This window comes from Streptomyces bluensis, assembly GCF_014650715.1.
GTDB classification, from domain to species: Bacteria; Actinomycetota; Actinomycetes; order Streptomycetales; family Streptomycetaceae; genus Streptomyces; species Streptomyces bluensis.
This window is the reverse complement of the sequence record NZ_BMVM01000019.1, coordinates 112255-129780: the sequence shown is the minus strand read 5'-3', so window position 1 is coordinate 129780 and position 17526 is coordinate 112255. Positions and strand designations below refer to the sequence as shown.

Annotated in this window: 14 protein-coding genes and 1 pseudogene; 9 read left to right on the top strand and 6 right to left on the bottom strand. The window is 70.9% G+C overall.

What is annotated here, in order from left to right:
• Positions 1-10: 10 nt before the first annotated feature.
• Positions 11-691 carry a MerR family transcriptional regulator gene (locus IE262_RS33170; RefSeq protein ID WP_189878941.1) on the bottom strand — a complete coding sequence of 227 codons (681 nt, stop codon included), beginning with the start codon at positions 689-691 and terminating at the stop codon, positions 11-13.
• Between the two features lie 304 nt (positions 692-995).
• Here IE262_RS33170 and IE262_RS33165 point away from each other — a divergent pair, with 304 nt between their 5' ends.
• Positions 996-1916 carry a hypothetical protein gene (locus tag IE262_RS33165; protein ID WP_189878978.1) on the top strand — a complete coding sequence of 307 codons (921 nt, stop codon included), beginning with the start codon at positions 996-998 and terminating at the stop codon, positions 1914-1916.
• Positions 1917-2122: 206 nt separating this feature from the next.
• Here the strand turns inward: IE262_RS33165 and IE262_RS33160 are convergent, their stop codons facing one another.
• Positions 2123-4375 (bottom strand): serine/threonine-protein kinase, encoded by a 2253-nt coding sequence (locus IE262_RS33160; protein ID WP_189878939.1) that lies wholly within the window; start codon positions 4373-4375, stop codon positions 2123-2125.
• Positions 4376-4718: 343 nt separating this feature from the next.
• Positions 4719-5183: a plasmid transfer protein KilB gene (gene kilB, locus IE262_RS33155; protein WP_189878937.1), complete on the bottom strand. Its 465-nt coding sequence runs from the start codon at positions 5181-5183 to the stop codon at positions 4719-4721.
• A 238-nt stretch (positions 5184-5421) separates the two neighbouring features.
• Between kilB and IE262_RS39880 the strand changes: the two genes are divergently transcribed.
• Complete coding sequence (locus IE262_RS39880) at positions 5422-5742, top strand: GatB/YqeY domain-containing protein (protein WP_134035028.1); 321 nt, start codon at positions 5422-5424, stop codon at positions 5740-5742.
• Positions 5743-5857: 115 nt separating this feature from the next.
• On the opposite strand, the gene IE262_RS33145 is transcribed toward IE262_RS39880, so the two are convergent.
• Positions 5858-6466, bottom strand: coding sequence for a TetR/AcrR family transcriptional regulator (locus IE262_RS33145; RefSeq protein WP_189878923.1), 609 nt, complete (start codon positions 6464-6466; stop codon positions 5858-5860).
• Between the two features lie 266 nt (positions 6467-6732).
• On the opposite strand from IE262_RS33145, the gene IE262_RS33140 reads away from it, so the two are divergent.
• A complete protein-coding gene (locus IE262_RS33140; protein ID WP_189878921.1) occupies positions 6733-7902 on the top strand; it encodes an FAD-dependent monooxygenase in 1170 nt (389 codons plus the stop codon).
• Positions 7903-8114: 212 nt separating this feature from the next.
• Complete coding sequence (locus tag IE262_RS33135; protein ID WP_189878919.1) at positions 8115-9605, top strand: MFS transporter; 1491 nt, start codon at positions 8115-8117, stop codon at positions 9603-9605.
• A 79-nt stretch (positions 9606-9684) separates the two neighbouring features.
• On the opposite strand, the gene IE262_RS33130 is transcribed toward IE262_RS33135, so the two are convergent.
• Positions 9685-11238 carry an oxidoreductase gene (locus tag IE262_RS33130; protein WP_189878918.1) on the bottom strand — a complete coding sequence of 518 codons (1554 nt, stop codon included), beginning with the start codon at positions 11236-11238 and terminating at the stop codon, positions 9685-9687.
• 237 nt (positions 11239-11475) lie between these two features.
• On the opposite strand from IE262_RS33130, the gene IE262_RS33125 reads away from it, so the two are divergent.
• From IE262_RS33125 to IE262_RS33115, 3 genes and pseudogenes are all read left to right on the top strand, one after another.
• Positions 11476-12279 (top strand): SGNH/GDSL hydrolase family protein, encoded by an 804-nt coding sequence (locus tag IE262_RS33125; protein ID WP_189878916.1) that lies wholly within the window; start codon positions 11476-11478, stop codon positions 12277-12279.
• Between the two features lie 97 nt (positions 12280-12376).
• Positions 12377-12928 (top strand): DUF3455 domain-containing protein, encoded by a 552-nt coding sequence (locus tag IE262_RS33120; protein ID WP_189878914.1) that lies wholly within the window; start codon positions 12377-12379, stop codon positions 12926-12928.
• A gap of 171 nt (positions 12929-13099) precedes the next feature.
• Positions 13100-13315 (top strand): annotated as a pseudogene (locus IE262_RS33115) (PIN domain-containing protein); the annotation flags it as partial.
• A 151-nt stretch (positions 13316-13466) separates the two neighbouring features.
• Here the strand turns inward: IE262_RS33115 and IE262_RS33110 are convergent.
• A complete protein-coding gene (locus tag IE262_RS33110) occupies positions 13467-14102 on the bottom strand; it encodes a TetR/AcrR family transcriptional regulator (protein WP_189878913.1) in 636 nt (211 codons plus the stop codon).
• A gap of 141 nt (positions 14103-14243) precedes the next feature.
• Here IE262_RS33110 and IE262_RS33105 point away from each other — a divergent pair, with 141 nt between their 5' ends.
• Together IE262_RS33105 and IE262_RS33100 are read left to right on the top strand one after the other, a co-directional pair.
• Positions 14244-15989, top strand: coding sequence for an FAD-dependent monooxygenase (locus IE262_RS33105; RefSeq protein ID WP_189878911.1), 1746 nt, complete (start codon positions 14244-14246; stop codon positions 15987-15989).
• 23 nt (positions 15990-16012) lie between these two features.
• The gene (locus IE262_RS33100) at positions 16013-17467 is read left to right on the top strand and encodes an MFS transporter (RefSeq protein WP_229877725.1); all 1455 of its coding nucleotides are present in this window, start codon (positions 16013-16015) and stop codon (positions 17465-17467) included.
• Positions 17468-17526: the final 59 nt, after the last annotated feature.

Here is a 17526-nt window from a genome sequence, read left to right as displayed (position 1 = left end):
ACGATTTGCCTCACTCCCGGTGCGCTGCGTGACCGTGCGGGGGCCGCTTCCGTTCTCGCGGTCCGTCCGCGCCGTACCGCCGCGCCGAGGCGTCGACATGGGCCATCCGCCGCAGCGAGCTGAGCACCGCCTCACCCAGAACGGTCCCGATGACCGCGCCCTCCACCATGTCCTCCACCGCCACCTGCCGGTCCACGTAGGCCAGGTCGGTGCGGGCCACCTGCTCGGCGGCGTCGGCGTAGTCGTCGAGTACCTCGACGAACGCTCCGTGGCCCAGCCTGGCCATGGCGGCGAGGGCTCGGGCCAGGTCCGCGGCGGCGGGGCTCGACTCATATGTCACCCAGCCGCGCCGGGAGAGGAAGTCGGCGACTGCGGCTCGGGCGGCCGCCGCCTCGGCGTCGTCGTCCTCGGCGTCCGCGCCGCCGAGGCGGTCCGCGGCGGCGCCGAGCACTGTGTGCAGCGGGCGCTCCCGGTCGTCGACGGCCGCCAGTACGTCCGCGATCTCGGCCACCTTCAGGCCGCCCACATCGAGCAGGGCGCGGATCAGCCGCAGCCGGCGCTCGTGCGCCTCGCCGTAACTCGCCTGGTTGGGGCTGGTCAGCTCGCCCGGAGGCAGCAGCCCCTCGCGGACGTAGTACTTGATCGTCGGCACCGATACCCCGGTCCTCCGGCTCAACTCGCCAATGCGCACTTCCGGCTCACTCCTCGGCCCTTGGCCCTTGGTCGTCGGTTCCCGGTCGTCGGTCGTCGGTCCTCGCCCCGCTCGCCGCGCCGGCCGGCCCTTGCCGGCCCGCCACCCATCATAGATAGTGGCCCTATCGGATAGCGGATAGTGTCGCTATCTATCAGATCAACAAGTGGGGGTAGTCATGGCTTCCGTTCGTGTGTCCTCTCGCATGTCTTCTCGCATGTCCTCTCGTATGCCCGCGCCGTCGTGGTCGTCCGCGGCGCCCTGGCGGTCATGGCATCGGCCGCTGGTGCTGTTCTCGGCGGCGATGGCGGTGATGGCCGTCGTGTCCGCGGTGGGGCTCGTCGTCGACGACCGGGTGCTGGTCGGCGCGCCGATCTGGTCCAAGCCGTTCAAGTTCGCGGTCTCGTTCGTGCCGTACTGCCTCTCCCTGGCCTGGATGCTGTCGCTGCTCCCCAAGGGCCGGCGCGTGGGCTGGTGGGCGGGGACCGTCGTCGTGCTGGCGAGCGTCGTCGAGATGGCGGTCATCACCGGGCAGGCCGTACGCGGCAAGCGCAGCCACTTCAACCACGAGACGCCCTTCGACGAGGCCCTGTTCAATGTGATGGCCGTCACGGTCGTCATCCTGTGGGCCGGCACGCTCGTCGTCGCCGTGCTGCTGCTCCGCGCCCGGATCGCCGACCGCGCGACCGCCTGGGCGATGCGCTCCGGCATCCTCCTGGCGCTGTCCGGAGCCGCTGTCGGCTTCCTGATGACCCGGCCCGCGCCGGGGCAGCGGCGCGGTGTCTCCAAGGTGGTCGGCGCGCACAGCGTGGGCGTGCCGGACGGCGGCCCCGGTATGCCGCTGACCGGCTGGTCCACGACCGGTGGCGATCTACGGGTCCCGCACTTCTTCGGCATGCACGCGCTGCAGTTCCTGCCGCTGCTGGTGATGCTGCTGACCGTCCTCGCACCGCGTTTCGCCCGCCTGGCCGACGAGCGGGTCCGGCTGCGTCTGGTGGTGCTCGCCTCGGGGGCGTACGCCGCCGCCTTCGTGCTGGTTCTCTGGCAGGCGCTGCGAGGTCAGCCGCTGGTCCACCCGGACGCGGCGACGCTGGGGGCGGCGGGCGTGATCCTGCTGGCGGTCACGCTCGGGACGCTCGCATCCCTGTGGGCCGGGACGCCCTCGTCCCGCACGGCGACCCGCGCTGAAGGCGCCGCCCCCGCCGCGAAGGGCCTCACGTCGTGACCGGTTTCCTCTTCGAGCTCTCCTTCTGGCTGGCGGCGCCCGTCTGGTGCTCATGATCGTCGCGCCGGGATGGGGCCCCACCGATCGCCTCGCCGGGTCGCCGTGGACCGTGGCGCCCGTACTGCTCGTCCATGGATGTACCGGGAGGGCAGGCGGCTGGGCGTCTCCGCCCTGGTGATGGGGCCGCTGCTGGTCACGGCGACCGGTCAACCGCCGGTGGCCGACGGGGTCGCGGGGCGGTCCGGCCGTACGGAGAAGACCGTGTCGCCCGCCACCGCCACGATCGCGTCCTCGACGAGCAGCAGGCTCGGCGTGTTGTCGCCCGACGAGTCCCCCAGGTCGTCCATCGAGGACGTGCGCCACCGCTCCGCTCCCGTGTCCCGGTCCAGCGCCAGCAGGCGGCCGTAACGGTTGGCGAAGTAGAGGTCGCCGTATGTCGCGGAGAACACCGGTACGGACAGGCCCTCCACCTCCGTCGCCCTGCGCCACAGCTGCTTGCCGGAGGTCGCCGACACGGCGGTGACCACACCGTCCTGCCGGACGACGTAGACGGCGCCGTCCGCCAGCGTGGCGGCGCCGCGCGGCGGTTCCGCGAGGCGTACCTCCTTGACGGCGCCGCTGTCCGGGTTCACCCGCACCAGTCCCGCGTACGACCAGTCGCCCACGGACTGTGCCACCTTGTTCGGGTCCTCCAGAACGGAGAACAGGAACTCCCCGCCGACGACCCCGAGCGCCTCCGCCGTCGGCGGCAGCGTCGCCACATCGCTCCGGGTGCCGTCGGACGCGTCGAACCGCACCAGGCTCATCGGAGCCCCGTAGGGATCGTCGTCCGACGAGCACAGGCCGTACGGGGCGCCGCCCAGCACCAGCGGTACGCAGGACTTCCCGCCCGGCGCCGACGCCGACGACCTCCACAACTCCGCGCCCGACGACGCGTAGGCGACGAACTCCGTCGTGGAGGCAGAGATCGTCAGCACCCCACGGCTGAACAGGTGCGCTTCCGCGTCGACGTCGCCGATGCGGCGGGCCCACCGCTGTTTCCCGGTGCCGGCGTCCAGGGCCACCAGCTTGCGGATCCTGTTGCCGGCGGCCGCGTCGTCCGGCAGGGAGTAGGCGTAGACGAGCCCGCCCCGGACGCCGACGGGCCGCACTTCCTGCGGATTGGTGCCGGACCGCCACAGGGTGCGGCCGGAGGCGGCGTCGACCTTGGTGGTCGTGAAGCCGGATCCCGCGCAGTACACGGCGTCTCTGCCCCGCAGGCACCCGGACTCCGCGTAGGAGATCGGGTCGATGCCACCCGAGTCGCGGGTCAGGTCCGTCCGCCAGGGCTCCCATCCGGCGGGCAGTGCGGCGGCGCGCGGACCGCGGGCGGTGGGGGACCCGGAGTCCTTGTGGCCCTGCGGGGTCGTGTCCGAGTCCGACACGAGGTACATCGTCGTGAGGCTCAGCCCGGTGACGGCCAGGGCCGCGGCGAGGCTGATGAGGACGCGCCGCCCGCGCCGTACGCGTCCGGTACCAGTCGCGGTTCCGGTACCGGCCGTTCCGCCCATCACCTGGGTGGGGGGCACGGCGCCCGGTCGTCCGGGGCGAGGGCGGGGGTCCTGGGGGCGGGGGGCCGGGACGGCCGCGGCTTCGAGGGAGTCCGGCAGTGTCCGGAGCATGCGGTGCAGTTCGGCCGTGCCGGGCCGGGCGGCCGGGTCCTTGTCCAGGCACCGCTCGACGATGCTCAGGAGCGGCTCCCCGACTCCGTCCAGGACCGGGGCTTCGTGCATGACCTGATAGCCGGTCATATAGGGGCTGTCGGCGTTGAACGGACGGGTGCCGGTGGCCGCGTACACCAGCAGGGAGCCGAGCGAGAACACGTCCGAGGCCGCGGTGACGTCCCGTGGTGTGGCGAACTGCTCCGGGGACATGAAGGGCGGGGTGCCGATCAGCCGCCCGGTCACGGTGAGGGCCTGGTTGTCGGTGGCGCGCGAGATGCCGAAGTCGATGACGCGCGGCCCGTCCTCGGCCATCAGGACGTTGCTCGGCTTCAGGTCCCGGTGCACCAGGCCCGCCTGGTGGATGTCCCGCAGCGCCTCGACGAGCCCCAGCCCCAGGGTGCGCAACTCCCGTCCGCCCAGCGGGCCTTCCTTGGTCACCGTCTCCGACAGGGTGCGGCCGGGGACGTACAGTGTCGCCATCCACGGCTGTTCGGCGTCCGGATCGGCGTCCACGACCGGCGCGGTGAACGCCCCGCTCACCCGGCGGGCCGCGGCGACCTCCTGCCGGAAACGGACCCGGAACTCCTCGTCCCGTGCGTACGGCGCGTGGATGAGCTTGACCGCGACCTGCCGTCCCGAGGCCGCGCGGGCCAGGTAGACGACGCCCATGCCGCCGCTGCCGAGCCGGTCGATCAGCTCATAGCCGCCTATCGACCCCATGGACTCCGCATCCGTACCCTCGGGGCTCAGCGACATCGCCGGTTACCTTTCGCACATCCGCGTCTCGTCGACCAGTTCAGGCCGGTCCGGGCCCGTCCACAGTCCAGTAGCGGTCATCAGGTTGACGTGCTCCCCAGCCTAAAGTCCAGGAATTCCGGCCTGGGTCGTCCGCCCCCCTCCGGGGGGTTCCTGCTTCATCGCGCTGTGCGGGCCCGTGTGCCCGTCTTATCGGCGTGCCGGCGAACGCGGACCATCCCGCGTCGTGCACGGACTTGGCGAGCCGGGTGCGCCCGGGACCGGACACCGCGAGGTCTGGACGAAGCCCCTCAGTGAGACTCACTCACGGCCGTCGCAGGTGCTCTGTCCGCAGGCGGTCGCCTCAGAGATGTCGCTTGGCTGCCCGGACGAGTCGGTTGATGTCGTCGCGGGTCCGTACTCTGCGCTGGTCGAGTTCGGTCCTGGTCTCCGTCTTGGCCAGGGCCGTGACATCGGCGAGTACGGTCTCCGCGGTCTGGCTCAGCGTCTCGTCATCCGTGAGCATCTGCACCCGGAACAGTGCCTCTTGCGCGCCTGAGCGCAGGTCGTATGCGCGGATCCGGACGGCGTCGGGGTCTTCGGGCGGCGGCTCTTCGTTCTCGCAGAACCACAGGTGCACCAGGCAGCGGCGGTAGTTGAGCAGCGCGCCGGCGTAGGAGGAGTAGGCGTCGAGCCGTTCCTGCCGGAGTTTCTCACGGCGGGTGAACTCGTGGCTTCTGTCGGTGGTGCGCTGCTGAACCGCCAGCGTGATGCCCGAGCCGAGCAGGGTTCCAAGGACCGCTATGGCACTGGCGATGATGGTCTCCACGTCCCAAAGCTGATCACAGGACGGCGAGATCCGCGTGGTGCAGGCCCAACTGCTCGCGCTCGTCGGGTTGTTTGAGCGCCAGTGGTCCGGTCCGGCTTCGCGATCCTGCCGAGGGCGAAGCGCCAGCCGGCGGGAAGTCCGGCGCCGCACATATATGGCGTTGTGGGTCCCGGGGCGCCGCCGTAAGGTCACCGGCATGTCTTTGCGTCTTCGTATGCGTCAAGCACTGCCGGAAGCGATGCGCTCCCGTGACAAGGCCGCGGTGAGCGCCCTGCGCTCAACGCTTGCTGCGCTGGACAACGCTGAGGCAGTGCCCGTGGACGACGTTGAGCTCCGCAGCCCGGCCCTTGAGCAGTCACCGGTTGGTGTCGGCGCCACCGAAGCAACTCGGCGTGAGCTGAGCGAGCGCGATGTGGTGGACGTCGTGCGTGCCGAGGCTGCCGAGCGACTGGAGGCCGCAGCGCAGTTGACTGCGCCGGCGCACGCTGACCGAGCCGGGCAGCTCCGTGCGGAGGCCGCCGTGCTGCTTCGATTCCTCGACGGTCCCGGCACCGCATAGGACACGGTGTCGCATCGCACCCGGTACTCCGGCAGCGTTTCGCCATCCGGCCTGGTCGGCAACGTCCGCCACGACCTGCGGACGTACGTCGCCGAGGAAGGCGGGGTGCTCGTGCTCAGACGTGCGGTGCCGTGGCCCGGATGCCGGCGAGCACCACGCCGACGATGCGCTCCGCGTCCGCGCGGGTGAACGGGCGCATGCCGCGGTTGACGATGAGGCGCACTGGGCCGGAGATCATCTCGCCGAGGAAGGAGCTGTCGACCGGGGGGAGCTCGCCCCGGTCGACAGCGGAGTCCACCCGCCGCCGCATGGCGGAGACGCGCTGGTCGAGGATCCTGGTCAACGCCTGCCGGACGGTGGGGCTTTGGCCCGCGGGCTGGATGGCCTGTTCGAGCGTCCGGCCGAACGGCGTTTCCAGGCCCCCGGCGAGGGCCAGCAGGAAGTCCACCAGGTCCCGGTGGATGTCGCCGGTGTCGGCGACCGAGGCGAGATCCTCGGCGTAGCTCAGCAGGGCCTCGACCACCAGCTCCTCACGGTCGGGCCAATTGCGGTAGACGCTGGTCTTGTGCACGCCGGCGACCTCGGCGACCTCCTCGTAGCGGAAGCCCGCGATGCCGTCGCGCGCCACGAGCTCGACGGTCGCGGCGAGGATCTGCGCTCTCACCCGCGCGTTGCGTCCACCGGGGCGCCGCGCGGGCGGCCGGTCGGTGGTGCCGTTGGCCATCGCCGCGCTCACCTCCTGTTCTCTGCTCGGGTGCCGATTCTTGCCAGGCGCGGCGTTGCGGAGCAAGCCGGTGGTAAGTAGGGTCGCTAAAAGCGACAGTTTGTTTCTTTAGTTGGTGTGTGGCCGCGGCAGCGGCATGCCCTCCGGCCGCACTGCTCCGCGGGTTCGCCTGCCTGACCGGCGAGCAGCGAGCAGCGAGCGGCGAGCGGTGAACCGGGGGGCCGATCCGATCGCACACCCACCTCAGCGAAACCTGGAGGGCACACGTGAACGTCCTTGTCTCCGGAGCCGGTATCGCCGGGCTCGCCTGCGCACGTGAGCTCGGCACCCGCGGCCACGACGTCACCGTTGTCGAGTACGCCCGCCACCTCCGGCTCACGGGCACACCGATCGACATCCGCGGTGACGCGATCGAGACCGCGGAGAGGATGGGACTGCTCGCGAAGATCCAGAAGCAACGGGTCCGGATGTCCGAGTTCACCCAGTTCGTCGACAGCGAGGGCAAGCCGGTGGCCCGGATGCCGATGGCGGAGATCAGCGACTCCGACGACGACATCGAGCTCCTCCGCGAGGACCTCGTGCGCATCCTCGCCGATGCGCTCCCGGACACCGTGGCGATCCGCTTCGGCGACTCGATCGAGACACTGACCGACGGCGACGGCGACGGCGACGGCGACGGCGACGGCGACGGCGACGGCAGCGGCGTCGACGGCGGCGGCGTCGACGTGCGTTTCGGATCGGGCCGCACCGGGCGGTACGACCTGGTTCTCGGTGCCGACGGCCAGCACTCCGCGGTACGCAGGCTGGTGTTCGGGCCCGAGGAGGACTACCTCCGGCACCTCGGTGTCTACTTCGCCCTCGCCGACCTCCCCGGCGAGGCGCAGTCCGAGGGCGCCAACTCGATATACAACGTCCCCCGCCGGATGGCAGGCATCTTCCGGTACAAGGGCAAGGCCGTTGCGGTCTTCCAGTTCCGCTCGGAACCGATCGACTACGACCACCGCGACCTGGACGCCCAGAAGAAGATCCTCATCGACGCCTTCGCGGGCCACCGGTCGTGGCGGATCCCGGAGCTGCTGGAGGCGGCCCGCGCCGATCCTGGTTTCTTCTTCACCCCCGCGAGCCAGATCCACCTGCCCTCCTGGCACCGCGGCCGCGTCGTCCTCGTCGGCGACGCCGGGTACAGCCCGGCCTTCCTGTCCGGCCGGGGCACCTCACTCGCGCTCACCGGCGCCCGCTTTCTCGCCGAAGAACTCGAACGGTGCGGCAATGACCACACCGTCGCGTTCGCACGGTACGAGGCTCGGCAGCGCCCCTACGTCACTTTCGCCCAGGACCGCGTCCACAGCGGTCGCGACCGCATGCTGCCGCCCACCTGGGACGCCATTGCCGCCCGCAACGAGGCGCTGAAAGCGTCCGGCGCCGGCGCGCCCTGAACCCGGCGCAAAGCGTCGGGCAACCGGGTTCCCCCGGCATAACCGGATTCCCCGGCATAACCGGGTTCCCCCGGCTTCACGCGGACAACACCCAACAGCCCTCAGCAGACCACCAAAGCCGGTTCAACCGGCAACCCGCGCCGACCGCGCCGCCCACGGGGCGTGCCGCTCGCCGGGACCTCACCCCCCCCATTCCCTGGAGAGAACGCGTAGTGAAAGACACGCTGGAAAAGACCGAGCCCGCAGCCCCCGGCGCCCAAGAGCACCGCTGGAGTAAGCGGCTCATCCTCTGGGCGGCCGTCCTCACCCTCGCCAACGTCCTGGCCGACGTGGTCATCGGCTCGCCCATGATGGTCCTGCCCCAGTTACTGGAGCATTTCGACACCGACCAGGCCGCGTGGCTCAATGCGAGCGCGTTACTGGCCGGCGCCATCTGGTCGCCGCTGCTCGCGAAGAGTTCCGACATCTTCGGCAAGCGCCGGATACTCATCGGCACGCTGCTCCTCGCCTGTACCGGAGCGCTGGTCTGCCTCGCCGCCCCCAACGTCTGGATTTTCCTGGTGGGGCGCTTCCTTCAAGGCACCGCCTTCGCCGCGGTCTTCCTCACGGTGGCCCTCGCACGCCAGATCTGCACCCCGCGGGTGGCGATGGCCGTGGTCGGGCTCGTGACGTCCGGCTCGTCGGTCGTCGGGATCATCGAGCCGTTCCTGATGAAGCCGGTCATCGATGCGTTCGGCTACCGGAGCGTGTTCGTCGTGGCGGCGCTGCTCGCCGCGGCCGCCGCGCTCTTCGTGCGTTCCTTCATCCCTGAGTCGCCGATCCGCAGCACCGGCCGGATCGACGTGCGCGGGGCGCTCCTGCTCGGCGGCGGCCTCGGCGCGGTGCTCGCCTACACCAGCCTCGGGAGCGACCTCGGATGGCTGTCCGGCGGCATGGTCGCGCTGCTGGCGGCCGGTGCCGCCGCGTTGGCCGGCTGGGCGTTCCTCGCGCTGCGGGTCGACGAACCCATCATCGACATCCGGGCTCTCAGCCGCCCGATCCTGCTGACGCTGCTGGCCCTGGTACTGGCAGCAGGCTCCTTCCGGAGCATGCTGCAACTGACGAGCATCATCGCCCAGGTGCCCCCCGACCTGGGGCTCGGTTACGGGCTGGGCGACGGAGAGGCGGTTGCGGTGCTGCTCGCCACGCCCAATCTCGGCATCGTCGTCGGCGGAATGTGCGCCGGATGGATCGCGGGGCGGTTCGGTCCCGCACTGCCCCTCCTCGGCGGCATCGCCGTCGGCACAGTGGCGACCTTCGCGATGCTGGCGGGCGTGTCAGCGCTCCCGCCGGCGATCGCCTGCGGCGCCGCGCTCGGCATGGCCGCAGGCGCGATCGGCGCCTCCGGCTACAACCTGGCGACCAGCCTCGAAGCGCCCGAACGGCAGGGCACGATCGCCGGTCTGGTGTCGGTCGTACTCGCCCTCGGCTCGGTCGTCTTCAACATCGCCGGGGGCGAGGTGCTCAAAGCGACCCTTGTTCCCGGGACCTCTGCCGACGGTGCCCCGGTGAGCACGGCGACCGGCGTGTACCTCTACGTCGCGATGGCGGGAGTGCTCTTCGTCCTCGCCGCGGTGCCCGCGATCATGCTGGCACGCAACCGGCCTGCCGCGCCGGCCGTGCCCGGGGCACCGCGTCCGGATGCGGCTGCGGTCGGCCGGTAGCCCGGCAGCCCGGCCCGTTGGCGCAGCGGGTGCGCCCCGTCGCCACGGCCACTGGTTGAACCGTCGCCAGGCCGTTGTACTAGTTCTTCTGCAGGGTGCGGGTGACACCCGCGATGACGGCGGTCGTCAGCACCCAGCCGAGGGCGATCAGCGAGTAGGCCAGCCATTGCAGGCTGTCGCTCGACCAGTACCAGGCCGCGCGCTGCCCCAGACCACCGATGGGGATCAGGAGGTCGAGGGTGTAGACGAGCGGCTGGAACGGGGTGCCTTCGCCCTGTTTGGCCGGGTTGGGGGAGTGAGTGCCGAAGGACACTGCTCCCAGCAAGGTCAGCGCGAGGAGCCAGACGCCGGCCAGCCAGGGGCGGTAGCCGTAGCCGACGGTCGCATCGAGCAGATGGCCCCACGCTCGTGCGGCCGGGGGCAGAGTGCGACGCCGATGGCGCTGTTTGGCCAGGAGCACGCGGCGGGCATCGTCGTCATGGCCTGCCTTCCGGTACCAGCTCGCCAACTGCTCATAGGGCTGGGGGTTGTAGCGCGGGCTGCGTCGTATCCACGCCACACGGCGGGCCACGGAGTGCCGCGGCCCCACTGCCTCCTGACGCTCGCCCGCCTCGTCCACCTTGATGGAGCCGTAGACGAAGCCGTCCAGCTCCACCACGTCCGGCCAGCTGCGGTCGCTGTCGTGGAGATAGGACACCTGAGCGCCCCGCAGGTCCACGATGCCGGACGGCGGCCGCGCGAGCGTGAAGTCGAAGTCGACGGCCTGCATCAGTACTGCTTCCAGTGACGGGCCGTGGCCGTCGGGCGGCCCGTTCAGGACGGCTCCTTCAAAGGTCAGGTCCGAGATCCGGGCGCCCCGCAGTCGTACGGTCCCGTCCGCGCTGAACCCGTCGGAGAAGTCGAGCGTCGAGGCCACGGCGTTGTCCAGGGCGAGCGCCACCCCGCGTCGGCCGGGGTGTTCCAGCAGTGCGCCCCGCATGTGCAGTCCGCCTGGCAGTTGTGCCCCCATGAGACGGACTTCACCGTGCGCGACGAATCCGTCCACGCAGTAGACGCCGCCCTCCGCGACCAGTCCGCCGGCGGACACCGCCCATTCCCCGGGTGCGGTGATTTCGGCGCCGTTGAGGCTCACGGCACCGCTCACGTGGGCGTTGATGAGCGACAAGGCGGTGAGCCTGCGGTGGTACGGCGAGACAGAGCCGCTTTCCACGCGGGAGCGCCGCAGGTCGAGGCGCCCCTCGATACGGATCAAGCCGGCTTCGACGCCCGGCACCCGGCTGCCCACGATCGCAATCGACTGGGTCGACGCTCCGGAGAGGTCCACGCCTTCCTCGAACCAGCAGTCCCGCAGCCAGAAGGCGTGAGCGATCTGTGCGCCGGCCAGGTTGAGGTGCCCGGATATCCGCGCCCCGGCGAGACTCAGACACGCGACGGCGCCCGGCTGCGCGGTGTTCGCGCCCTGAAGGAGTGCCACGATCACGGCGGCCCGAACCGTCCGCCCGGGACCCCAATGCCCACCCTCGCAGACACGGTCGTCCTCGGGCACGCCCGTGCGCAGGTCCACGTGGCGTCCCTCGGGGAACGCATCCCACAGCTCACGCTCCGGTGAAGTCAACTCGTCGTATGAGAGCACCCCTGAAGAGTAGGGATCCTGCCTCGCGCTCGCCGGGCGTTGGCGGCGAGCAAACCCCGGGGCAGGCGGCCGGGCGGCTGATCCGCCGGCCCGCCCCGAGCAACCAAGACCGTCTTCGAACCCTCTCTGTCAGTGCGCGTCGTGTCGGTCGCCGGAACGGCTCGACCGGCACGACGCTGCACGATCCTCGCCCGTCGATTTCGGGCGCCCTGATCCAGAAGGAAGCACAAGGAAGCAATGCGAAGACTGACATCGGTTGTCGCCGCGGCCTTATTGGCGTTCGCCGGCCTGGGGGCCGCCTCCGGCGCCCCCGCACAGGCGGCAACCGAAGCGGAGTACGTCGCGCTCGGCGACTCGTACGCGTCCGGGGTCGGCGCGGCCCCGTACGACGCCTCCAGCGGCGACTGTCTGCGGAGCCCCACCAGCTATCCGCGGCTGTACGCGGCCGCCCACCCCAAGTACGCGCTGAAGGACGTCACGTGCAGCGGTGCGACCATCGCGGACGTCCGGAACGACCAGTTGTCCGCCCTGAGTGAGAAGACCAGCCTCGTCACCCTCACCGTGGGCGGCAACGACGCCCAGTTCGCCTCGGTCGTCCAGGCGTGCCTCACCCAGAGCGACAGCTACTGCGCGACGGCCACGAACTGGATGTCGCACTACGCCAGGAACCAGCTGGTGACGGAACTCGGCGGGCTGTACAAGGACATCAAGGCCCGTGCGCCGCATGCCCTGGTCCTCGTCCTCGGCTACCCGCGGACGATCTCCCCGACCGGTTCGTGCGGCGCGATCGACCTCAGCGCCGCCAAGCGCACCTCCATGAACGGGATGGCCGACGCCCTGGCGGAGGGCACCCTCGCCGCGTCGATCTCCTCAAGCGTCTACTTCATCGACATGCGGAACCAGTTCAACGGCCACGAGGCCTGCGGTTCCGATCCGTGGATCAACGGTGTCGACCTGTCCCGGCTGACGGAGGTCTTCCACCCCAACGCGGCGGGTTACCAGAAGGGCTACGCCGCGAAGCTCAGCAGCACCTGGGGCTGACCCCCGGCCCCCAGCCCCTGGCCCCGGCCCGGGGCCACCGGGCCCCTGGCCACCGGGCCCCCGCCAAGTCATTCAGAAATCTCTTGGAGACACCCCCATGAAGCTCACCAAGCGTCTCATCCTCACCACCACGGCTCTCGCCGCCGTGACCTCCGGTGCCCTCCTGAGCGCGACGGTCGGCCAGGCCGCGGCCTCGCAGCCCGCCCGCAGCGGCGTCGACGCTCCCGCCGCGCTGAAGGTCCCCGACGGCAACCGGCTCACCGGCGTCCTCTCGGCCGAGGGCGTCCAGACCTACGCCTGCACCGACGGCGCCTGGAAGCTGCTGGAGCCCGCCGCCACCCTCTGGGCCAAGAACGACCCTTCGCGCCGCCCCGTCGCCCTCCACTCCCGCGGCCCTGTCTGGGTGTCCACGGTGGACGGCAGCGCCGTCAACGCCTCCGCCGTCGCCACCTCCCCCAAGACCGGCACCATCCCCGAACTCCTCCTGCAGTCCACCGCCACGCGCGGCGCCGGGGTCTTCGCCGACGTCTCCTACATCCAGCGCCTCAACACCCGCGGCGGTGTGGCCCCCACCACGGCCTGCACCGGTACCGACCAGATCAGCGTTCCCTACTCCGCCACCTACGCCTTCTACAAGCCCGCCAAGTGACGCGGTAACGCGCGACAGCAGGGGCCCCCGGAATCCGCCCGGCCTTGAGGGGGCCCCTGCCCTGTTTCGTTCCGCTGCGTGGAAGGAACGCGACGCGCTCGGCGTCCGGTCCCCGACAACGCGTGGCCGGGACCACCCCAGCGCGGCGACGGCCGCCTCATGACCCGCACGCCGGAGATCACAGAGGACCACCGGGGAGCTCCTCAGTCTGTCCGTGTCCGTGGTGGCGGGCTGGACCTGGACCTCGCCGGCGCTGTGAACGTGGCCCTCGCCGCCGACTACGACACCGAGGCGATCCTCACCCTCGACCGACGAGGTTTCCGCGCGGTACGGCCGTTGGGCCGCCACAAGGCATTCCGGGTACTGCCGGACGACCTGCCGCTCTGAGGCGAGCATCCAGCGGTCGAAGGCCCAGCCGTGGACAGGACTTGGAAACGGGACGTCGCCGGAGGGGCACTGCGTGTACGCGACCACGGCGTCCGCCTGATCGCCCCCCAGCGCAACGGTCCCGAAGCGGTCACCGAAGCGGCATGCGAGGTCAGCGGTAGGCGCGGAGGAACGCGTCGACGCCGTCAGCGATGATCGCGAGGATCTCCGATTCCTCCACCGCGCCCGCCGGCTCGTCCCTGAGCGCATCGACGGCGAGGAGAACGGTCAGTGCGGTGAAGTGCTGTGCGGCGCGGCGCGGGTCGGCCGTCCGGATCTCGCCGTTCGCCGCGAGTTGCGCGAACCGCTCCTCCAGCATCCGTTCGGGACGCTCACGCACGGTCTCCGGGAGCCGTGGCGCCGACCGCTCCTGCGAGGTCAGTCGCCGGAACGTTACGTAGTCCGAGGACGGGAACGCCTCTGTCGCCACGCGCGACGCGAAGGCCATCAGCGCTTCGCGCAGGTCGCGTCCTTCCGCGAGTTCCTGCTCGATCGCCGTGCGCACGGTTGCCGCCAAGGCGTCGGTGACGCGCGTGAGGACGATCTGGAAGAGGGTCTGCTTGTCGCCGAAGTGGTCGTAGAGGGTGCGTTTGGACACCCCGGCCCGGGACGCGATGGCGTCGACGCTGGTGAGCTCGTATCCCTCGGAGACGAACAGGGCCGCGGCCGCGTTCAGGATGGCCGCCCGCTTGTTCTCGGACCGCTGCCGTCGACCAGGGGTCTGAACGGACGCTCTCGTCGTCGCCATGCGCTCAGCCTACCCTTACGCAAAATTGAAACTGTACGGTGTAGTTTACTTTTTCGGAGGGAGCACACGGCCCCCGGCCCGCAGAACCCGCCGCCCCCCACCACCCTTCGGAAGGACTTCAAGGACCTCATGCAGGACCCCATGACCGACGAACCCCACACCGACGTCCTCGTCATCGGAGCCGGACCCACCGGCCTGACCCTGGCGTGCGACCTCGCCCGTCGCGGAGTCGCCCACCGCATCGTCGAACGGGACCCGTTACCGAACCGCGCCTCCAAGGCCAAGACGATCCAGTCCCGCTCTCTCGAAGTCCTCGACGACCTCGGCGCGGTCGACCACGTCCTGCGGCGCGGTGTCGCCGGGCTTCCCCTACGGTTCCACGAACCGACCGGCGCGATCGTGGACCGGCCGTCGATCTCGGTCCGGGCGAAGGAGTCGTTCTCGACGCCGTACCCCGACGCGTTGTGGATCGGCCAGTTCGATGTGGAGCGAGCGCTGCGCGAACGACTCGAAGACCGCGGCGGTCGGGTGGAGTTCGCGACCGAGGCGGTCGGCCTCGACCAGGACGACACCGGCGTCACCGTCACCCTGCGGACGCCGGGCGGCCGGGAGACCGTCCGCGCCCGCTACGTCGTGGGGGCGGACGGCGGCAGGAGCGGCACCCGCGGACTCATCGGGCTTCCCCTGAACGGGGAGACGTACGAGCAGCAGCGCTGGTACCTCGGTGATGTCACCGGACCGGACCTCGACCGCGACCACATACACATCTGGCCGTCCGCACACGGCATGCTCGGCCTCACCCCACTCCCCGGCAGCGACCTGTGGCAGTTCCAGAGCCCGATCGCGCCGGGTGCGGAACCGGGCGTCCCGTCACGGGAGTTGTACCAGCAGCTGCTCGACGAACGTGCCGGCGCGGGCAGCGTCGTACTGAGCGGCGCGACCTGGCTGTCGGTCTACCGCGTGAACGTCCGCATGGTGGAGGACTACCGCAAGGGCCGCGTCCTGCTCGCCGGAGACGCCGCCCACGTGCACTCCCCCGCTGGCGGCCAGGGCATGAACACCGGCATCCAGGACGCCTACAACCTCGGCTGGAAACTCGCCGGCGTCCTCGTCGAGGGAGCCGACCCGAGCCTGCTGGACACGTACGCCGCCGAACGCATCCCGGTCGCCCGTACGGTCCTGGCGGCCAGCACGGAGAAGATGCGCAGGGTCGTCGGGCAGGCGGACCGCGGCAGCGAGGACGGACTGGGCACGGCGCTCTCGGGCATCGCCGACGGCGCGATGACCACCGGCCTGGGCATCCGTTATCGCACCAGTCCGCTCACCCAACACGGCGCGCCGGAACCCGCGCCGGAACCAGGTTCGGAACCCGGTTCGGAACCGGGGCCCCGTCTCCCGCACGACCCCCTGCACGATCTCCCGCCCGGCCCCCTGCCCGGCGACCGGGCACCGAACGTCGGCGGGCTGAAAGGAAGGGCCTTCACCGCCGACCTCTCCGACCTCTCCGACATCACCGACCTCCGCGTCCTCTCCGAACCCTCCGATCTCTCCGTCCTCCCCGACGTCTTCGACCTCTTCGACCTGCTACGGGGACCGCACTGGTCCCTCCTCGCCTACGAGCACCCCGAACCGGTCACCCGCGACCGAGCCACCCCGACCCGCCTCCATGTGCATCGCATCGGCCGGGCCCCGGACAGCGACGTCGTCGACGCCGAGGGCGAGTTCCGGCGCACCTACCGGCCGCTCCCGGGTGAACTCATCCTCATCCGCCCCGACGGACACATCGCGGCCCGTCTCCCGGCCCGCCGGGCGACGGAGATCATCCGGCACCTGGCCCCGTTCAGGCTGCTCGGCAACCACGTTGGACAGATACAGGAGCTGACATGAGCTCCCCTCTACCGACGCGCAGCATGAGCGGCACCGAAGGCGGCACGGATGCGCCGAGCGGTGAGCGGTACACGAGGTGGAGCGGGCGGCTCGTCCGCCGGGTTGCCGTCCTGATGCTCGTGAACGTCATGGTGGACACGGTCATCGGGGCGCCGCTGCTCGTCCTGCCCGAGATGCTCGACCACTTCGGCACCGACCAGGCGGCATGGCTCAACGCCAGCGCGCTGCTGGCGGGAGCGATGTGGGCGCCGCTGCTCGGCAGGAGCGCCGACATGTACGGAACGCGCAAAGTCCTCGTAGCGGCTCTGCTCACGTGCTGCGCGGGTGCCCTCGTGTGCCTCGTCGCGCCCACCGTCTGGGTGTTCATCGCGGGACGCCTGCTGCAGGGCGCGGCCGTGGGCGCCATGTTCCTCTCGGTCGCGCTCGTCCGGCAGATCTGCGCTCCTCGCATCGCGATGACGGCGGTCGGCGTGGTGACGTCCGGCTCGGCGGTCCTCGGCATCGTCTCGCCGTTCCTCTTCGAGGTCCTGGCCGCGGAGTACGGCTTCCGGAGCGTGTTCGTCGTGTCCGCGGTCGTCGCAGCCGTCGCGGCGGTGTGCGTGCGCGGCCTCATTCCCGAGTCCCCGGTCAGGACCGGCGGCAAGCTCGACGTCGTCGGGGCCGTTCTCCTCGGCGGGGGCCTGGCGGCGGTGCTCAGCTATGTGAGTCTCGGGTCGGAGTACGGCTGGTCGGCCGCGGGCCCGGTCGCCCTCCTCATCGGTGGTGCCGTGGTACTGGCCAGGTGGGCCGTGAGGGCGCGGCGGATCCCCGAGCCCGTGATCGACATCAGGAACCTCAGCAGACCACTGGCCCTCACCCTGCTGGTGGTCGTCCTCTCGACCGGCGCCTACCAGAGCCTGCTCCAGCTCATCAGCCTGATCGCCGAGGTCGCGCCGGCCGACGGCCTGGGCTACGGACTCGCCGACCAGGGCGTACGGGGCCTGCTGTTCGCCGCACCGGCCGTCGGCATCATGGCCGGGGGCACCCTGGCGGGATGGCTCGCCACCCGCGTCGGACCGGCGCCGACGCTGGCGGGCGGGGTGGCGCTCGGCACGGTGGCAACCATCGGGATGTACCTTTCGGTCTCCCAGTTCTACGCCGCGCTCGTCTTCGCCGCCCTGCTGGGCTTCACGGCCGGAGCGATCGTCACGTCCGGCTTCAACATGGCGACGAGCGTGGCACCGATCGCCTCACAGGGCGTTGTGACCGGCCTGGTCCAGGTCATGCTCGCGATCGGCTCGGTGGTGATGAACATGATGGGCGCGGCGGTGCTCACGTCCACCACGGTGTTCGTCGGCGGGGAGGAGGAGAACTCGGCGGCGGGCGTGCACGCCTACATCGCGCTCGCCGGGGGTTCGTTCGTGACCGCCACGGTGGCGGCGGCCGTCCTGGCCCGATGGCAGCGCGGCACGCCGTCGGCCGGCTCAGAGGATCCTTGATGCGCGTGTTGCTCCTGGGGCCGTAGGTTCGAGGAGCAGGGCCGTCTCGTCGGCCAACA